Source organism: Lysobacter sp. FW306-1B-D06B, assembly GCF_038446665.1.
GTDB lineage: Bacteria > Pseudomonadota > Gammaproteobacteria > Xanthomonadales > Xanthomonadaceae > Lysobacter_J.
Window position 1 is genome coordinate 1,164,537 of the sequence record NZ_CP151802.1, and the last position, 14,170, is coordinate 1,178,706.

Genomic DNA, 14,170 nt, shown 5'->3' on the forward strand with positions numbered 1-14,170 from the left:
GCGCGGCGTAGAACGTATGAGTGACAGAGGTGCGCAGTCGCTCCGACCCACCGCAACGATTGCGATGGGCGAGAGCGGCGGGCCTTACTCCGTGCGGTCCACCGCGTCGAGGAGGCTGTTGCGCAGCGTGACGATCTCCTTCTGCAATCTGGCGAAATCCTTGGTGCTCAGGCCGCAGGCATCGCCCAGATCGATCACGGCGCGCTCGCGCAGGCGGCGACCGTTCCGGGTCACGCGCACACGGACCTGACGCTCGTCCGCCGGATCGCGCGCACGCTCCACATAGCCCATGCCTTCGAGCTTCTTGAGGATGGGCGTAAGCGTGTTGGATTCCAGGAAGAGCTTCTCGCCGAGGCGGCTGACGGTCAGGTCATCCTCTTCCCACAGCGCGACGAGGGTGACGTACTGGGTGTAGGTCAGGCCCAGTTCGTCGAGGACCGGCCGGTACACCTTGCCGAAGGCGAGGTTGGCCGAATAGACCGCAAAGCACAGGAAGTCCGACAGTTTGCGGTCGGGCGCATCGGCTTTCGATTTCATGGAGGGCTCCGGAGCGGCTGACGGGATGATTATATCGCTTGCGATGGAATCGGGAGCGATGTGAATCCGGTCAATAGTGCCCGGTTCAGCCTGCGATGCCCGCTCAAGCCCAGTCAGGGAGCATATCGTAATAAATCGCGTGCGATCTAAGCGCAAGCGATGAATGAAACTTGAACCACCCCTGCCGCGACCCTTGGCAATCGCCAGGGGCGCGTCTAGAGTGCGCGCCATCGCAAACGATTCAATCGCATGCGATGTAAAACAACCTCCCCCGCCAGACACGGTACACGCTCATGAACGCCATCGACAAAATCCTCTTCACCGGCAAGACGCACACCACCGTCAACCCGCCGCCGTCCGCTGCCGACCATGGCAGCGTGAACCTGGAACTCACCGCTGTCGACGGCCAGGCGCTGGCCTTCACCGACGTCGCGCCGCACCCGACGGCCGAGCAGTTGTTCGCCGGCGCGTGGTCGGCCTGCTACATCACGGCGGTAGGGCTGGTGGCCGCGCAGAAGCGCGTGAGCTTGCCGGCCGACCTCTCGGTGGACATCGAGGTCGTCCTCGGCCAGTCCGGCGCGGCCTGGCAGCTGGCCGCCCGTTTCGATGTGCGCATGCCGGGCGTGGCCCAGGACGTAGCCGAGAAGATCGCCCACGCGGCGCATCAGATCTGCCCGTACTCCAAGGCGGTCCACGGCAATATTGATGTCGCCGTGAACGTCACCACTTCGTAACTGCACCCGTGGCCGGCTGGCCATGCGCCAGCCGGCCACCTTCCAGGAAGAGACCAGAGGAAACCCCATGACCGCCCACACCCAAACCGCATTGCTCGCCGGTGGCTGCTTCTGGGGCATGCAGGATCTGCTGCGCCGCATCCCGGGCATCGTCGCCACGCGCGTGGGCTACAGCGGCGGTGATGTCCCCAATGCCACCTACCGCAACCACGGCACCCACGCCGAGGCGATCGAGATCACCTTCGATCCGGCCACGATCAGCTACCGCAGGATCCTGGAGTTCTTCTTCCAGATCCACGATCCGACCACGCGAAACCGGCAGGGCAACGACATCGGGACCAGCTACCGCTCGGCGATCTTCTACCAGGACGACGAGCAGAAGCGCATCGCGCTGGACACCATCGCCGACGTGGACGCATCCGGCCTGTGGCCGGGCAAGGTCGTCACGGAAGTCGCCCCCGCGGGCCCCTTCTGGGAAGCCGAGCCGGAGCATCAGGACTACCTGGAGCGGTATCCGGAAGGCTATACCTGCCATTTCATCCGCCCGGACTGGACGCTGCCGCAGCGCGGCTGACCACCACCCGCACACGCGTGCCGCATCGCGCGGCACGCCCCTCCAAATCGCATGCGCGCCGGCCCACGCCGGCGGCATGCCATCACCCGGTGATTGCCATGAACGCCACCTACCAGTCCTATCGACCGATCAACTGCGAGTTCCATGACCTGCTGGAAGACCTCGCCACCGCGCGCCGGCTCACCCGCATCGCGTATCTCGATGATGCGGGCACGATGCGGCGCGGCGATGGGGTGATCACCGACGTTTACGCCCGCCAAGGCGAGGAGTTCCTGTCGATGGACTCCGGCGAAACGATCCGCCTGGACCGCCTTGTCGAAGTGCATGGCCAGACGCTGGCATCGTTCGGCGACGCGGACGGCTGCGCGCTGTAATCGCCGCCGCGTTTTCGCATACGCATCCGTACGCGTGACGGGTGCGCGCCAGGCCATCCTGCGATCGCCCGCGACGACGTGAGCGCGGGCACGCCGGCGCTCCGGCCGGCTCGGCTAGACTCGCCTCACGACCACCGCTGGGAGCGATGCATGGCAGCAACGGGTTTGGGACGTCGTGCGCGCGTGCGCGCACTTGGATTGGCCACGCTCGCCGCGTGCATGGCGATGACCGCGCACGCGGCTCCGCCGGATCGCGATGCGATCAAGGCCCAGGTGGCCCAGCGCCATGACACGGCGGTGAAGGCGCTGCAGGAGTGGATCGCGCTGCCGTCCATCGCCGCCGAGGACCGCAACCCCGCACAAGGGGCCGAGTACATGGCCCGGCTTGCGCGCGAAGCCGGCTTCCAGCATGTCGAGGTTGTCGACACCGGCGGCAAGCCGGGCGTGTTCGCCACGCTCGACGCCGGCGCGCCGACCACCGTCGGCGTGTATTACATGTACGACGTGAAGCAGTACGACCCGGCCGAATGGACCTCGCCGCCGCTCGAAGCGCGACTGATCGACAAGCCCGGGCTGGGCAAGGCCGTCGTCGGTCGCGGCGCGACCAACCAGAAGGGGCCCGAGATGGCCTTCCTGACGGCACTGCACGCGATCCGTGATGCGAAGCAGACGATGCCCGTCAACCTCGTGCTCGTGGCCGAGGGCGAGGAGGAGATCGGCTCGCCCAACATCGGCAAGCTGGTCCTGCGTCCCGACATCCAGGCCGCACTGAAGAAAAGCATCGGCGTGTTCATGCCGATGGGGTTGCAGGATCCCGCCGGCGCGGTGACCGTCAACCTCGGCGCCAAGGGCGTGGTCGAACTGGAGCTGGTGGCCGACGGCAAGGCCTGGGGGCGCGGGCCGTCGAAGGATGTGCATTCCTCGCTGAAGGCGATGGTGGACAGTCCGGCCTGGCGGCTAGTGAAGGCGCTGGACACGCTGGTCTCGGAAGACGGCAACACCGTGACGATCGACGGTTTCCCCAAGCCCGCACCGCTGAGCGCGCAAGACCGCGCGATGATCGCCCGCTCGACCGGCGCACGCGATGAGGCTACGGCGCGCAAATCGCTGGGCGTGCCGCACTGGATCGACGATCTGTCGTGGGAGAAGGCGAACGAGCGCCTCGTCTCGCAGCCGACGGTCAACATCCAGGGCCTGGTCGGCGGCTACACGGGCGTGGGCGGCAAGACCGTGCTGCCGCATCGCGCGGTGGCGAAGATCGACATGCGCCTGGTCCCGCCGATGACGCGAGACGGCGCCGTCGCAGCGCTGAAGGCGCATCTGGCCAAGCGCGGCTACGGCGACATCGCGGTGAACGTCAGCGGCGGCTACGACCCGACTTCGACCGACGCCGACTCGCGCCTGATCCAGGCGCAGGTCGCCGTGCTGCGACGCAACGGTGTGGAGCCGCTGATGTGGCCGCGCCTGGCAGGTTCGTATCCGGGCTTCGTGTTCACGCAGCCGCCGCTGTCGCTTCCGGCGGGCCATTTCGGCCTGGGGCACGGCGGCGGCGCACATGCGCCGGACGAGTTCTTCCTCATCGAGTCCAGCAATCCGAAAGTGCAGGGCTTCGACGGCGCGGTGATGTCCTACGTGGACTACCTGTACGAGCTGGGGAGCTCGACAGGAAGCGCGGCGGCGGCAAAGTAGCCGATCGGAGTCCGATGCGCGTGGCTGCGGCCGCGCGCATCGCGTTCACAGCAGTTCGATCGTCCTGCCCTCATTGCCATTGTCGGTGCGCACGCTGCGGTCGTGCACGTGCGAGGCCGGCGTGCGATCGATCATGAGGCTGAGCAGCTCCGGCCGGCTGTAATGCCCACGCGCGTCCATGAGTCGTTTGCGCGCGCTGATCAGGGAGAAATCCAGATCGGCGATCACGTGGCCTTCGCCCGAGGTGAGCGGCTCGCCCATCAGTCGGCCTTCCGGATCGACGATCGCGGTGAAGGAGCCGCCGGAGATGGGGCCGATGGGGGCGCCGGTGTCCCGGACGATCTGCGCCTGCTGCTCCGGATCGAGCCATGCCGTGGCATTGACGACGAAGGCCGCCGATTCCAGCGCGTGCTGGCGGATGTTGATCTCGGTCTGCTCCGCGAACAGCGGCCCGGCGAACGATCCCGGGTACATCGCCGAGTGGATCTGCTCGCCATCGGCGATCAGCGCGTAGCGCGCCAGCGGAAGATAGTGCTCCCAGCATGCAAGCTGGCCGATGCGGCCGACCGCGGTGTCCACCGCGCGCAGCTCCGAAGCATCGCCCTGGCCCCATACCATGCGCTCGTGGTACGTCGGCGTCATCTTGCGACGGCGCTGCACGATCGTGCCGTCGGCATCGAACAACAGCTGGGTGTTGTAGATCGTGTGGCCGTCGCGCTCGTTCACGCCGATGGACACGACCATCTTCGCCTCGCGTGCAGCGGCGGCGATCGCATCGGTATCGGCCGAAGGCACGGTGACTGACTGCTCCAGCAGGCGCTGGTGTTCCTTGCCCATCTGAAACGGCGACTGCACGAAGGAAAAATACGGGTAGTATGGAATGATGGTCTCGGGGAAGGTCGCGAACTGCACGCCGAGGCGGCCCAGTTCGCGGATCTTGTTGACGACCTTCTCGACAGTGCCCGCGCGGCTGTAGAGCACGGGACTGATCTGGACGGCGGCGGCTTTGACGATCGACATGGGGTTGGTTCCTATGTGGTGTATATGCAACATTGAGAGCGGATCAGCCGGCCAGCGTTTCCGCTGGCAGGCCGGAGGCGAGATCCACGATGGCGGCGGCACCGTGCTGGCCCAGAAGACGCTTGGCCTTGGCCTGCGCGGCACGCCATGCGGGCATGGCCTGGGCCAGAAGCTCGCGTCCGGCCGGGGAGATCACGATGGGGCGGCTGCGTCCCTTGTCGGGGACGAGCTCGTCGGCCCAGCCCTGATCGAGCACGAGCTGCAGGTTGCGGGTGGAAGTGGAGCGTTCCTGATGGTTGGCGCGACCGATCTCGGCGCGGCTGGCGCCGTCCATGCGCGCGATGAGCACCAGCAGCGAGAACTGCGAGGCATTCAAGCCGAAGGGCCGCAACTCCTGATCGAACAGGTTGGTGATGACGCGCGAGATGCGGCGCGTGCGCGTCATCAGGCAACCGCCGGTGACTTCATTGACCAGGCCGGCCAGTGCTTCCGCTTTAGGGTTGGGCTTCGTCTTCATGGGTCGGACTATGGTGTATATGCACCATGGTGTCAACGCCGAGGGTGGCACCGACCGACGAACGGCAAGCCGAACGCGCCTGAATGGCGGGGAAGGGCGCTCCCGGGGCGTGCGCCGCAGGCTTTGCCGAAGCGGTCCATCACGCGCGAGCTCCGGCCCGTCCGTGCCTGCACGGACGAATGCCACTCGACCGCCCGCCGCGTGGCCGCTAGCCTCGGGACCTTCCTGTCAGCCGGAACCTCTCCATGAAGTCTTCGCATCTGAGCCTGAGCCTCGCCATCGCGCTGGGCCTGGCCTCCACCGCTTCCCTTGCCGCGGGCAGTCCGGCGGGCAAAGCCCAGCTCGGCGATTTCGGCGTCGACCTGAGCGCGCGCGACCTCACGGTGAAGCCCGGTGACGACTTCAACAGTTATGTCAGTGGAACCTGGTTGAAGACGTACGAGCTCAAGGATTACGAGACCTCCTACGGCTCCTTCAACCAGCTGCGCGACCGCGCCGAGGAGCAGGTGCACGGCCTGATCGAAGACCTGCGCAAGCGCAACGATCTCGCGCCGGGCAGCAACGGCCAGAAGGTGCGCGACTACTACGCCAGCTACATGGATCGCACCTCACGCGACGCCGCGGGCATCGCCCCGCTGAAGCCCGTGCTCAAGCGCATCGCCGCGATCGATTCGAAGGCGGATCTCGTCGCGGCCTTCGCCAACAGCGACCTCGACGCGAGCGCCTCGCCCATCCGCCTGGGCGTGGATCTGGACCGCAAGAACCCCGACCAGCATCTGGTCAGTCTCAATGTTGGCGGCCTGGGCCTGCCGGACAAGGATTACTACGTCAATCCGGACGCGCGCTTCGTCACCATCCGCAGCGCTTACCTCGAACACATCCAGCGCATGCTCGGCTTCGCCGGCGTCAAGGACGGCAAGGCGCGCGCGGAGAAAGTGCTCGCACTGGAAACCGCGCTGGCCAAGCCGCAGTGGGAGCGCGCCAAGCGCCGCGACCGCGACAAGACCTACAACGTTTCCACCTTCGCGCAGTTGCAGCAGCAGTTCCCGTCCTACGACTGGGCGGCGCACCTGAAGGCGCAGGAAATGCCGCAGCCCGACCGCGTCAATGTCGTCACGCCTGATGCCGTGCAGCCGGTGCTCGACGTGATCGCCGCCACGCCGCTGCCGGTCTGGCGCGACTACCTAACGTTCCACGCCATCGACGGCAACGCCGAACTGCTCAGCCGCGCGATCGACGACGCTTCGTTCCAGTTCAACGGCAAGGTGCTGGCCGGACAGAAGGCGCAGAAGGACGACTGGAAGCGTGCGGTGGCGATGGTCGGCGCGAAGGACGGTCTCGGCGATGCAGTGGGCGAGCTGTATGTCGCGCGCTACTTCCAGCCCGAATCCAAGGCCGCGATGGACCAGTTGGTCGAGAACCTGCGCGCCGCGCTGCGCCAGAACATCCAGAACCTGGACTGGATGGGCGAGGCCACCAAGGCCGAGGCCTACCGCAAGCTGTCCACGTTCCGCCCGAAGATCGGCTATCCGGAGAAGTGGACCGACTACTCCAGCGTCAGCATCGTGCCGGGCGATCTGGTTGCCAACGTGATCGCGATGCGCCGCTTCGACCGCGCCGACGAGAACCGCCGCGTCGGCCAGAAGACCGATCGCGACGAGTGGCGCATGACGCCGCAGACGGTCAACGCGTACTACAACTCCACCTTCAACGAGATCGTCTTCCCCGCAGCGATCCTGCAGCCGCCGTTCTTCGACGTGAACGCCGACCCGGCCGTGAACTACGGCGGCATCGGCGCGGTGATCGGCCATGAAATGGGCCACGGCTTCGACGACCAGGGCAGCAAGTCCGATGCCGATGGCGTGCAGCGCAACTGGTGGACCGACGCCGACCGCGCCCGCTTCGACGAGCGCACCAAGGCGCTGGGCGCGCAGTACGACAGCTACTGCCCGCTGCAGGGCCAGTGCGTGAATGGTGCGCTGACGATGGGCGAGAACATCGGCGACCTCGGCGGCATTTCGATGGCCTACACCGCGTACCGCCTCAGCCTGCACGGCAAGCCCGCGCCGGTGATCGACGGCCTCACCGGCGACCAGCGCTTCTTCCTCGCGTTCGGCCAGATCTGGAAGGGCAAGTACCGCGACGAAGCGCTGCTGAACCAGGTCAAGACCAACCCGCATTCGCCCGGCATGTACCGCGCGAACGGCCCCGTGCGCAACTTCGATCCGTGGTACCAGGCCTTCGACGTGAAGCCGGGCGATGCGCTCTACCTGCCGCCGGAGCAGCGCGTTCGCATCTGGTGATGCAGCCGCGCGGCGCGGCGTAGTCCGTCGCGTCGCGCTTCAGGTGCCGCCGAACCCCGGCGTGGGTGGGCGGCTCCGTCGTGCGCGGGCACTGCGCAGCGTTGCGCGAAGTCGTCGCGCGGGTGCCTTCAGCGGCAGCGCAAGCCGCCGGTAGAAGAACGACAGCACGCGTCGCGGCCACGGCACGCGACGCGCCAGTCCCTCCTCGATCGTGTACACGCACGGCGCGCATATGCCGCAGGGCCGGCCGCGCACCGGCGTGTGGCAGAACCACGTCATTTCCATGATTCCGGTCCATCCACCGGCGCGCGCCTGATGTTCGATCTCCCGCTTGTCGACGCGGAACAGCGGAAAGCTGAAGCAGCCGAACAGCGTGTACTCGACCGAATCCGCGCGCGCCGGATCGACGCGAACGCTGCGGAAGCCGGCAGGATGGTCGAACTCCACCGCGAATGCGCGCACCAGCGCCTGCACTTTGTCGTCCACATGCACGCCCAGCTCCATGCCGGTCAGGCCATGGTGCCTGCAGAACGCCGGGAGCCACGCGTACTGGCTGCCGATGAAGGAGCGCCTGCGGATATCGTGCAGGGCCTCGGCGATGTCCGCTTCCACGACGATGTCGGTCACCGCGGCCCGGCGCAACGGATGCAACAGATCGCGCGTATGCGGGTATGTCTCGTGCAGGACCGCGGCGATGCGCGCCATCGTCTCTAGCTCGACACCGGTCGACGCCCGCGTTGGATCTTCCAGATAGTAGGGAACGATCGGCACGCGATGCACCAGCAGCAGCTGGAGCAGTCGAAACGTGGAATCCCATCCTCCGGTCCACAGCAGGTTCACGCCTGCGTCGCCGATGGCATGCGTGGCCTGCATCGAGCGAACGTTCTCCAGCGGCGATCGCACATGCGCGGCGATCCTTGATGCGAGCCTCGCACGTCGTCCGTAAAGGAAGATGAATCGTCGCTGTTCTCGCGACAACATGAATGCGCACAGGCGTGAAGCGCGTCTTCGCAAACGTGATGAGCGTCAGCGAAGTGGCTGAAATTCCGGGAGAAACGAGACTTCATGGTCAAGGGAGAGTGAACTTTGCCATCGTTCCCGCAGAGTATGCTCCAGCCGAATTTCGTGGTTCGTCCCTCTCACGCCGCATGCATTGTCGTCGCATGTCGGCCTCAACAGGACCGGATGCATGTCATTGGAAAGAAGCCTGAACCCTCGCGTCGCCCCTTCGTTCTCCGCCGTCGCGATGCATGCGGGCGAATGGGACAGGCGCACGTTCTGGCAGTTCGCCGACGCGGCCAAGGAGGCGACCGAAGCGTTGGCGGCGCAGAAGATGAAGGCGCTTGAGCACCTTCCCGTGGAAGCGCTGCGCGAGTTCTGCACGCAGTATCGATTCTTCACCATCGAATACATCAGCGACCTCGCGCTGCTGCTCGCCAAGCTTCCGTTCGGCGGTTTGCGCAGCCTGCTGAGCCAGATCCTGTCGGAAGAACTCGGCGAAGGCGACGCGGCACGTGCGCATCCGGAGATCTACGACCGCTTCCTCGCCAGCATCGGCGTGGCGCCACAACGCCTGGAGCGCGGCCTGAGCGCGAACCGCGAGATCCTCGGCACCCTTACCGATGAATTGTGGCGTCGCGATCCCGCCTTCGGCGTGGGCCTGCGCGGCATGGGCGGCGAATGCCTGTGTCAGACCTACCTGTCGGTGATGTTCGAGCATCTGCGTGAGCATCCGTACATGCGCGACAACGCCGACCGCATCGACTGGGAGTTCTGGACGATCCACACCGGCGAGGAGGACATCGTCCACGGCGAGCTCACGCGTGCGGCGATCGACCGCTACATCCAGGACGAGCCCGGCGCGCTTCCCGATCTCGCGCAGGGTTACGAGCGCAGCATCACCGCCTGGAACCAGTTCTGGCAGAACATCTTCGACGCCTGCGTTCCGCCGCAGAGGGCCGCCTCGTGAGCCGCATCACCCAGTTCCACCTGGCCTTCCCGGTGCGCGATCTGGATGAAGCGCGCCGATTCTATGGCGAGGTGATCGGCTGCCCGCAAGGGCGCACCGACGTGATGTACCAGGACTTCGATTTCTTCGGCCATCATCTGGTCGCGCACATCGCGCCCGACGGTGGCGCACTGCACGAGAGTCGCTTCGACGGCGAGGCCGTGCCGGTGCCGCACTTCGGCATGAACCTCGATCGCGAGCAGTGGGAGACACTGGCCATACGCCTGAGGGAGACCGGCGTCGAATTCCAGGAAGAACCGCATCTGCGCCTCAAGGGAAAGCCCGGTCAGCACGTGACAATGTTTCTCTTCGATCCGTCGGGCAATGCGCTAGAGTTCAAGTCGTTCGACGATCCCGAGCAGACCTTCATCCCTTAGAGGAAGCCACCATGCGTGAGGCCCGTATCCCCGCCGACGGTGATGCGTTCGCGGTGTCGGCCGCGCGGCGCGACGATGGCGCGCATGTGCTGCACTCCTGGTCGGCCATCGAGATGCCCGCGCCCACCATGGTCGCCGGTGCGCAGGGCGCGTACTTCTGGGACGAGACCGGACGACGCTGGCTCGATTTCTCCAGCCAGCTCGTCAACGTCAACGTCGGCCACCAGCATCCCAGGCTGGTCGCGGCCATCCAGGCGCAGGCGCAGACCTTGTGCACGATCGCGCCGTACCACGCCAACCCCGCGACCAGCGAAGCCGCGCGGCTGATCGCAGAAGCGGCGCCCGCTGATCTCAACCGTGTGTTCTTCACCAACGGCGGCGCGGAGGCCGTGGAGAACGCCGTCCGCATGGCACGCCTGCACACCGGGCGGCACAAGGTGCTCACCGCATATCGTAGCTACCACGGCGCGACGGCCGCTGCGCTCACGGCGTCGGGCGATCCGCGGCGCTGGCCCTCCGAACCGGGCGCGCCGGGCTTTGCGCGATTCTGGGGGCCGTATCCGTACCGTTCTGCGTTCCACGCCTCGGACGCGCGAGAGGAAGGCGAACGCGCGCTCGCCCATCTGGCCAACACGATCCAGGTCGAAGGGCCGCAGACCATCGCCGCGATCCTGCTCGAAAGCGTCGTGGGCGGGAACGGCATCCTCGTGCCACCTGACGGCTACCTGCAAGGCGTGCGCGATCTGTGCGACGAACACGGCATCGTGATGATCGCCGACGAAGTGATGTCGGGCTTCGGCCGCTGCGGCGAGTGGTTCGCGATCGATCGCTGGAACGTGGTGCCGGACCTGATCACGTTCGCCAAGGGTGTGAACTGCGGCTACGTGCCACTGGGCGGCGTGATCCTGCGCGATTCGATCGCCGCCAGCTTCGCCAAGCGCGCGTATCCCGGCGGGCTGACGTACGCCGGCCATCCGCTGGCGTGCGCCGCCGCGGTGGCATGCATCGGCATCTACCGGGAAGAGAGCCTGATCGGGCGCGCCCGCGCGCTGGGCGAGACGATCATCGGCCCGGCCCTGCGCGCGATGCAGGATCGTCACCCGTCGGTCGGCGACGTGCGCGGGCTCGGTGCCTTCTGGGCGGTGGAACTGGTGCGCGACCGCGCCACGCGCGAAGCGCTTGTGCCCTTCAATGCGTCGGGCGCGGCGTATGCGCCGATGGCCGAATTCGCCGGTGAATGCAAACGCCTGGGCTTGTGGCCGCTCGTCATGGGCAACCGCCTGCACGTCGTGCCGCCGCTGAACATCGACGAGGCCGACCTTCGCGCGGGCCTGGCGATCATCGACGAAGCGCTGCACATCGCCGACCGCCACTACATCGGTTAACGGTCGCGCTCAGTCGCGCACGCGGACGGTGGCCGACATGCCCGGCCGCAGGTCGACCAGGTGCGCCGGCGCATCCACCAGCGCGATCCGCACGGGAACGCGCTGCACCACGCGGGTGAAGTTGCCGGTCGCGTTGTCCGGAGGCAGCAGCGCGAACTGGGCGCCGCTTGCAGGCGACAGGCTGTCCACGCGGCCACGGAATTCCACGCCCGGTACTGCGTCGATGGCCACGTCCACGCCCGCGCCGACGCGCATGCCTTCCAGTTGTGTCTCCTTGAAGTTCGCCACCACCCACAGTTCCGGCGGCACCAACCCGATCAGCGGCGTGCCGGCCTTCACGTACTGACCCGCCCGCGCAGCGCGTTCGCTCACGCGGCCGTCGACCGGCGCGCGCACGACCGTGCTGTCCAGGTCGATGCGCGTCAACGCGACGTTGGCGCGCGCGGCTTCGATGTCGGCGCGCAGCTGCGGACGCTGGCTTTCGAGCACTTCGATGCGCTGGCGCGCGGCCATCAGGTTGGCCTGCATCTCGGCTACACGCGCGGATGCGCCCTGCGCCGAGGACACCAGCTGATCGAACTGCGATGCGGCGATCAAGCGCTCGCCGGCCAGTTGGCGGGCGCGTCCCGCATCGCGCGCGGCGCGTGCGGCGTCGGTGGAGGATTCGTTGAGTGCGGCCTGCGCCTGTCGCACGACCGCGCGTTGCAACTCCAACTGGGCGTCGAGATTGCCCACCGCGGCCGTGCGTGCGGCGAGCGCGGCCTCCGCCTGTTCGACGCGTGCGCGGAAATCGCGATCGTCGATGCGGAACAGCACCTCACCGGCCCTCACGCGCTGGTTGTCGCGCACCCACACCTGCGTGACGTGGCCCGAGACCTTGGGGCTGATCTGCGTGACGTCACCGCGCACGTAGGCGTTGTCGGTGTAATGCCGGTCCCAGCCCTGCACGAGTCCGCCGGGTGAAAGCGTGGTGCCGACCGCGGCCGTCGCGAGAGCGGCCGCCGCAAGACCGGCGAGAGTGGAAGTTCGCAGTTTCATGAAGCGGCTCCGGGAATGGATCGGGAGAGGGGTGGGCAGCGGCCGAGCAGTACGATGCCGACCAGGCCGAGCAGTGCGACGGCGGCCATCAGCGCGAACGCGTCGTTGGCTGCCAGCACCCACGCCTGGCGGCGCACGGCACCGCCGAGCTGCGCCAGCGATGCCGCGCCCGCCAGGTCGTCGGTGAAGCGCGAGGACCACGGGGTCGCCTGCAGCGACAGGCGCTCGGCCGTATCCGGCGCGAGCCACGAGGCGTGTTCGACGAGCACGCTGGAGTGCTGCTTCTCGCGTTCGATCGTGAAATGCGAGAGCAAGCCGGTGCCCAGCGTCGTGCCGCCCAGCGTGGTGAGATTGAAGGCGATCGTCGCGGTCGGCCCGTCCTGCGGCTTGAGCGTGAGTGCGCCGACGACGAGGTTCGGCACCGCGAACAGCATCTGCCCCACGCCGATCAGCACCAGGCTCGCGCGCAACTGCTCGCCCGCGACGAGCGAGGTGGAGGAACCCGCCAGCGCGACGCCGCCGGCCAGCAACGTCACGCCCGCCGCCATCAACACGCGGCTGTCCACGCGGTGCAGCAGGCGCCATGCCAGCGGGAACGTCGCGATCTGCGGCAGCAGCGACCACGCCAGCGTCTGCGAGAGATCCAGCGGTCGCGCGGACTGCGTCTGCACGAGAAGCAGCGGGATCAGATAGGCGCTGACGGCGAAGGTCGAGCGGAACAGCAGGTTCAGCAGCAGCGAGAGGCCGAACCGGCGCTCGACGACCTTGGCGGCATCGAGGATGCGCAGCGTCGAGAAGCGATGCACCACGGCGAAACCCACCGCCGCGCCGATGGCGAGCGCCAGCGACCACGCGATGACCGGGCTTTCCAGCCAGAACCGGCGCGCGCCCTGGCTCAGCACCAGCATCAACGCGCCCGATGCGAGCGCGAACAGCGCGATCGCGGGCCAGTGGGTCCGCAGGCCCTCGCGATTCACCGGCGCGACGGGCATCCATCGCAGCGCGGCAAGCGCCAGCAAGGCCATCGCCCAGAACTGCGCGAGAAACAAGGCGCGCCAGCCGAGCATCGCTTCGAGCGGGCCGGACACGACCGGGCCGGCGTTCGCGGACACCAGCAGTACGAAGGACAGCAGCGCGATCGCCTGCAGTCGTTGCGTGCCCTTGCACAGCAGGAATACGGCGGCGAAGGCCATCGGCCCGAACGTGCCGCCCGCGAGTCCCTGCAGTGCGCGCACCACCAGCAGGGAAGGCAGCGACGTCGCCATCGCGCACAGCCAGGCACACACGGCGAACCACGCGGCGCTGACGATGAAGTAGCGACGCAGGCCGAGCGTTCGCAGCAGCACGGGTGAGACGGCGATGCCGACGAAGCTGGCGACGGTGTAGACCGTCGTGATCCACGATGCTTCGTCCGCGGAAGCACCCAGGCCGCCCTGGATGTCGGCGAGATTGGCCGACGCGAACTGCGCGGTCATGTTCGCGAGGAACGAGCCCGCGAGCGCGACCATCACGGCGGGCGGAAAGCGCGTTTCGTCGACGGAGACGGCGGTGGCGACCTGTGCGTTCATGGCATGAGAAGAGGCGATGCGCGATCGCCGGCACGGTACGGCCGCG

The 14,170-nt window shown here is 67.3% G+C and carries 14 protein-coding genes; 8 read left to right on the top strand and 6 right to left on the bottom strand.

Going from position 1 to position 14,170, the window contains the following annotated elements; genetic code table 11:
- Positions 1-84: 84 nt before the first annotated feature.
- Positions 85-537, bottom strand: a complete 453-nt coding sequence (locus AAFF32_RS05285) for a MarR family transcriptional regulator (protein ID WP_342316721.1) — start codon at positions 535-537, stop codon at positions 85-87.
- Positions 538-830: 293 nt separating this feature from the next.
- Between AAFF32_RS05285 and AAFF32_RS05290 the strand changes: the two genes are divergently transcribed.
- From AAFF32_RS05290 to AAFF32_RS05305, 4 genes are all read left to right on the top strand, one after another.
- A complete protein-coding gene (locus tag AAFF32_RS05290; protein WP_216961552.1) occupies positions 831-1,271 on the top strand; it encodes an Ohr family peroxiredoxin in 441 nt (146 codons plus the stop codon).
- 67 nt (positions 1,272-1,338) lie between these two features.
- On the top strand, positions 1,339-1,845 hold the full coding sequence (msrA, locus tag AAFF32_RS05295) for a peptide-methionine (S)-S-oxide reductase MsrA (RefSeq protein ID WP_342316722.1): 507 nt from the start codon (positions 1,339-1,341) through the stop codon (positions 1,843-1,845).
- Positions 1,846-1,943: 98 nt separating this feature from the next.
- Positions 1,944-2,219: a hypothetical protein gene (locus tag AAFF32_RS05300; protein WP_342316723.1), complete on the top strand. Its 276-nt coding sequence runs from the start codon at positions 1,944-1,946 to the stop codon at positions 2,217-2,219.
- Positions 2,220-2,369: 150 nt separating this feature from the next.
- Complete coding sequence (locus AAFF32_RS05305; protein WP_342316724.1) at positions 2,370-3,908, top strand: M20/M25/M40 family metallo-hydrolase; 1,539 nt, start codon at positions 2,370-2,372, stop codon at positions 3,906-3,908.
- A 45-nt stretch (positions 3,909-3,953) separates the two neighbouring features.
- Here the strand turns inward: AAFF32_RS05305 and AAFF32_RS05310 are convergent, their stop codons facing one another.
- Entirely contained in the window at positions 3,954-4,928 is a 975-nt protein-coding gene (locus tag AAFF32_RS05310) for a nitrilase-related carbon-nitrogen hydrolase (RefSeq protein ID WP_342316725.1), read from the bottom strand.
- Positions 4,929-4,971: 43 nt separating this feature from the next.
- Positions 4,972-5,445: a MarR family winged helix-turn-helix transcriptional regulator gene (locus AAFF32_RS05315; protein ID WP_216961539.1), complete on the bottom strand. Its 474-nt coding sequence runs from the start codon at positions 5,443-5,445 to the stop codon at positions 4,972-4,974.
- 245 nt (positions 5,446-5,690) lie between these two features.
- Here AAFF32_RS05315 and AAFF32_RS05320 point away from each other — a divergent pair, with 245 nt between their 5' ends.
- Positions 5,691-7,748: a M13 family metallopeptidase gene (locus tag AAFF32_RS05320; RefSeq protein WP_342316726.1), complete on the top strand. Its 2,058-nt coding sequence runs from the start codon at positions 5,691-5,693 to the stop codon at positions 7,746-7,748.
- A gap of 39 nt (positions 7,749-7,787) precedes the next feature.
- On the opposite strand, the gene AAFF32_RS05325 is transcribed toward AAFF32_RS05320, so the two are convergent.
- The gene (locus tag AAFF32_RS05325) at positions 7,788-8,621 is read right to left on the bottom strand and encodes a hypothetical protein (RefSeq protein WP_342316727.1); all 834 of its coding nucleotides are present in this window, start codon (positions 8,619-8,621) and stop codon (positions 7,788-7,790) included.
- A 316-nt stretch (positions 8,622-8,937) separates the two neighbouring features.
- Between AAFF32_RS05325 and AAFF32_RS05330 the strand changes: the two genes are divergently transcribed.
- The 3 genes from AAFF32_RS05330 to AAFF32_RS05340 are packed head-to-tail and all read left to right on the top strand — an operon-like array spanning position 8,938 to position 11,518.
- Entirely contained in the window at positions 8,938-9,717 is a 780-nt protein-coding gene (locus tag AAFF32_RS05330; protein WP_216961529.1) for an iron-containing redox enzyme family protein, read from the top strand.
- Positions 9,714-10,133, top strand: a complete 420-nt coding sequence (locus tag AAFF32_RS05335) for a VOC family protein (RefSeq protein ID WP_342316728.1) — start codon at positions 9,714-9,716, stop codon at positions 10,131-10,133. The genes AAFF32_RS05330 and AAFF32_RS05335 overlap by 4 nt, the downstream gene beginning before the upstream one ends.
- An 11-nt stretch (positions 10,134-10,144) precedes the next feature.
- Positions 10,145-11,518, top strand: coding sequence for an aspartate aminotransferase family protein (locus AAFF32_RS05340; RefSeq protein ID WP_342316729.1), 1,374 nt, complete (start codon positions 10,145-10,147; stop codon positions 11,516-11,518).
- A 9-nt stretch (positions 11,519-11,527) separates the two neighbouring features.
- On the opposite strand, the gene AAFF32_RS05345 is transcribed toward AAFF32_RS05340, so the two are convergent.
- Together AAFF32_RS05345 and AAFF32_RS05350 are read right to left on the bottom strand one after the other, a co-directional pair.
- Positions 11,528-12,556 (bottom strand): HlyD family secretion protein, encoded by a 1,029-nt coding sequence (locus AAFF32_RS05345; protein ID WP_342316730.1) that lies wholly within the window; start codon positions 12,554-12,556, stop codon positions 11,528-11,530.
- Positions 12,553-14,124 (bottom strand): MFS transporter, encoded by a 1,572-nt coding sequence (locus AAFF32_RS05350; protein ID WP_342316731.1) that lies wholly within the window; start codon positions 14,122-14,124, stop codon positions 12,553-12,555. The genes AAFF32_RS05345 and AAFF32_RS05350 overlap by 4 nt, the downstream gene beginning before the upstream one ends.
- Between the last annotated feature and the right edge of the window lie 46 nt (positions 14,125-14,170).

Bases quoted from the DNA above. Each gene is read 5' to 3' on its own strand.
- AAFF32_RS05310 (WP_342316725.1), bottom strand. From the start codon at position 4,928: ATGTCGATCGTCAAAGCCGCCGCCGTCCAGATCAGTCCCGTGCTCTAC.
- AAFF32_RS05330 (WP_216961529.1), top strand. From the start codon at position 8,938: ATGTCATTGGAAAGAAGCCTGAACCCTCGCGTCGCCCCTTCGTTCTCC.
- AAFF32_RS05350 (WP_342316731.1), bottom strand. From the start codon at position 14,124: ATGAACGCACAGGTCGCCACCGCCGTCTCCGTCGACGAAACGCGCTTT.
- AAFF32_RS05340 (WP_342316729.1), top strand. From the start codon at position 10,145: ATGCGTGAGGCCCGTATCCCCGCCGACGGTGATGCGTTCGCGGTGTCG.
- AAFF32_RS05325 (WP_342316727.1), bottom strand. From the start codon at position 8,621: ATGCAGGCCACGCATGCCATCGGCGACGCAGGCGTGAACCTGCTGTGG.
- msrA (WP_342316722.1), top strand. From the start codon at position 1,339: ATGACCGCCCACACCCAAACCGCATTGCTCGCCGGTGGCTGCTTCTGG.
- AAFF32_RS05290 (WP_216961552.1), top strand. From the start codon at position 831: ATGAACGCCATCGACAAAATCCTCTTCACCGGCAAGACGCACACCACC.
- AAFF32_RS05305 (WP_342316724.1), top strand. From the start codon at position 2,370: ATGGCAGCAACGGGTTTGGGACGTCGTGCGCGCGTGCGCGCACTTGGA.
- AAFF32_RS05300 (WP_342316723.1), top strand. From the start codon at position 1,944: ATGAACGCCACCTACCAGTCCTATCGACCGATCAACTGCGAGTTCCAT.
- AAFF32_RS05345 (WP_342316730.1), bottom strand. From the start codon at position 12,556: ATGAAACTGCGAACTTCCACTCTCGCCGGTCTTGCGGCGGCCGCTCTC.
- AAFF32_RS05320 (WP_342316726.1), top strand. From the start codon at position 5,691: ATGAAGTCTTCGCATCTGAGCCTGAGCCTCGCCATCGCGCTGGGCCTG.
- AAFF32_RS05285 (WP_342316721.1), bottom strand. From the start codon at position 537: ATGAAATCGAAAGCCGATGCGCCCGACCGCAAACTGTCGGACTTCCTG.
- AAFF32_RS05315 (WP_216961539.1), bottom strand. From the start codon at position 5,445: ATGAAGACGAAGCCCAACCCTAAAGCGGAAGCACTGGCCGGCCTGGTC.